This window comes from uncultured Demequina sp. (genome assembly GCF_913055775.1).
Classification (GTDB): domain Bacteria; phylum Actinomycetota; class Actinomycetes; order Actinomycetales; family Demequinaceae; genus Demequina.
Genome location: NZ_CAJXJX010000195.1, coordinates 1 through 2,933 on the forward strand (window position 1 = coordinate 1; position 2,933 = coordinate 2,933).

3 protein-coding genes and 1 pseudogene are annotated in these 2,933 nt (G+C 70.5%); all 4 read right to left on the reverse strand.

Annotated elements, in window-relative coordinates; all coding sequences use genetic code 11:
• The coding region (locus QZ483_RS13355; RefSeq protein WP_297084835.1) for a deoxyribodipyrimidine photo-lyase at positions 1–733 on the reverse strand (733 nt) is incomplete at its 3' end.
• A gap of 65 nt (positions 734–798) precedes the next feature.
• Positions 799–1,362 carry an NADPH-dependent FMN reductase gene (locus QZ483_RS13360; protein WP_297084837.1) on the reverse strand — a complete coding sequence of 188 codons (564 nt, stop codon included), beginning with the start codon at positions 1,360–1,362 and terminating at the stop codon, positions 799–801.
• A 239-nt stretch (positions 1,363–1,601) separates the two neighbouring features.
• Positions 1,602–2,375: a MerR family transcriptional regulator gene (locus QZ483_RS13365; protein WP_297084840.1), complete on the reverse strand. Its 774-nt coding sequence runs from the start codon at positions 2,373–2,375 to the stop codon at positions 1,602–1,604.
• 113 nt (positions 2,376–2,488) lie between these two features.
• A pseudogene (locus QZ483_RS13370) lies at positions 2,489–2,933 on the reverse strand (cell wall protein); the annotation flags it as partial.

Sequence of the window (2,933 nt, forward strand, 5' to 3'; positions counted from 1 at the left end):
GGATGGCCTCGCCAGCCAGCTCGAAGCGCTGCCCGAACGCGAGGGCGACCGACAGGTGCGACGTCGAGTCGAGGTCCGGGCGGTCGCGTTCGTCGGAGTAGTGGATCAGGGAGCTGTCGATCCAGCCGTTCAGGTCCTCCAGGATCCGGTCCTCGCGAAACTCGGCGGGGCGCTCGAGAGGGTCCTCGGTGTCGCCGTGCGCGGCGTGCTGGTCGAGGTCGACGTCGGATTCCACTGCGACGAAGGATCCGGGGTCCGCCCCGTCCGCCGGAGCACGCCAGCCGTGGTCGCGCCACGCGCCCCGGAATGGCGTGAACACGCGGTAGGGAGTGCCGTCGCCCTTGGTGACGCGTCCCGGCGCGACCGCGTAGGGCGACCCCTCGAAGCGCAATTCACGGCCGTCCTCCTCGAGTGCGACCGTGACCGCGTCCTGCTCGGCGACCCCCGCGGGGCTGTACTCCTGCGCCGCCCAGACCACCCGCGCATCGGCCTCCCGTGCGGCGGCGAGCACCGCATCGGCCGCCGTTCCCCGCCTCACGGCGAGCGCCCCGCGCGTCGCGTCCCTGAGCGCCCACAGCACGCGAGCGAGGTGCGCGCGGCGCCGGCCGGACCAGAAGTGGAGCGCGGGAGTCCAGGCGAAGACGGCCGCGGCCGGGCCCGAGGACTGCGCCTCGAGCAGCGCGGGATTGTCGTGCAGGCGCAGGTCGCGGCGGGCCCACCACAGGTCGGTCATGCCTGGTGCAACGCCAAGCGGCCGCCCGGGTGTTCCCGGACGGCCGCTTCAGGGCGTAGCGTGCGTCAGACGCCGGCGGCCACGCGCGCGTGCTTGTCGACGTGAGCGACGGCGGCCTCGATGAAGGTGCGCAGGATCGAGATCTGGGTCTCGTCCTGGAGCGATCCGTCCGGGCCGAACGCGTCCGCGCGGAACTGGAAGAAGGTCTCGGGCTGGCCCAGGGTGGGGGAGTCCGAGTGGGCCAGGATGTTGCGCAGGTGCTGCTGCGCCATCGCCGTGCCCTGCGGGCTGATCGACACGCCCATCACGGCGCTGGGCTTGCCGGTGAAGGAGTTCTGGCCCCACGGACGCGACGCCCAGTCGATGGCGTTCTTGAGCGCGCCGGGGATCGACCGCGAGTACTCGGGCGTCACGAAGATCACGCCGTCCACGCCCGCGAGCGCGTTCTTCCACGCGGTCGCGACCTCGGGCCAGTCGCCGTCGAGCTCGTAGTTGTACAGCGGTAGGTCGGCGATGTCGAGGAACTCGAACTCGGTGCCCTCGGGCGCGAGTGCGGGCAGGACGTTCGCGACCTTGCGGTTGATCGAGTTGCCGGCGATCGAGCCGACGATGATGCCGATGCGGGGCATGGTGATTCCTTCCAGAACGGGTCAGGGGTGCCATCGCCACGCGCGTGGGGGCGACAGTGCGGTCAACATTACATGACGGCTCAACTATTCCCGATTCAACTAAATTTCACCCGAGGTAGGGCCGATGCGCGGGCTGGGTTGGCGCGGGCGACGGCGCCCCCGTTTGCACGCTGGCAGTCGCTGAGTGCCGGGATCTGGCGATTCTCGGCACTCAGCGACTGCTGGGACGCAGGTTCCACCTAGAGGTTGCGCTCCGCCCACACGTCCGCGGCGTCCCGCAGCAGCGCAGCCGCGCCCGGTGCGACCTCGTCGTAGTTGCGGCGGAAGCGCTCGTCGTCCACGTACATCTGGGTCAGTCCGCGGTAGGTCTCCGCGGTGGGGGTCCAGAACAGCGACACCCAGGCGTAGTGCTTCGCGACGATCTCCTGCAGCTCGTCGCTGTCCGGTGCGAAGCCCACGCGGATCGCGGCGCCCAGCGCCTCGACGATCTCGCGGTGCGCATCCAGGTGGCGCTGCTGCCCGTCCTTGCCCAGGCTGGCCCAGCGCTCGTTCGACGTATCGACGGCGTCGTCGCCCCAGCGCTCGCGGGCCTCGGGCTCGTACTTCGTGTGCTCGAAGCCGTCGAAGATCTGGTCGGTGGTCATGGTGGTTCCTTTCTCGAGGGAGTCGATGGTGCTTGCCACGGTCGCGGCGAGGCGCGCGTAGCGGTCGCGCTCGGCGGCGAGGCCGGCGAGATGGTCGCGCAGGTGCGCCATGGTGATCGCGGGGTCGTCCGCGTCGACGATCTCCCGGATGCGGTCCAGGCTCGCGCCCAGTTCGCGCAGCACGAGGATGTGCTGCAGACGGAGCAGCTGCTCGTTCTCGTAGTGGCGGCGTCCGTCGTGGCCGGTCCACGCGGGAGTCAGCAGGCCGATGCTGTCGTAGTGGCGCAGGGTTCGGCTGCTGACGCCGCTCAGGCGGGCGGCGCGGGCGATGTCGAGGGAGTCGCCTTCGCGGAGGTGTGTGGTGCTCATGACGACGAGCCTAGAAGTTGACGTCGCGTCAAGCGCAAGTGGGGGGAGATGGCAACGGGCCCGGCGGCCAAAGAGCGTGGGCCGCCGGGCCCAGTGTCAGGGCTGGTGCTGCGTCAGCAGGCGAGGTGCTTGCCGGGTCCGCCGCTCCAGCCCGCCTGCCAGGGCTTGCTGCCGGAGCTCGGTGCGGGGTGGCCACCCTGCTTGCCGCCCCGGTCCCGACCCTTCTTCTTGCCTGATCCCTTGCCGTTGTCCTCGACGTCGATCGCGAACAGCGTGGTGGTGCCGGAGACCTCGGAGGCCACCGCCAGCATCGGCGCTCCGGTCGGGGAGTCCTTGGCATCGATAAACGCCAAGCCCTCGGGCCCGAGGTCGCCCGCCTCGGGTGACTCGGGGTCGGCGGCGAAGTCGCGGTTGTTGACGTAGGTCACGAACGTCGAGTCCGCAGGCGACGTGACGTCGTAGACCATGATCCCGCCCACGCGCTCGAGCCCGATGAAGGCGTAGGTGCGCTTGCCGATCGTGCCGATCGCGACGGCCTCCGGCTCGGGCCCCTTTGCA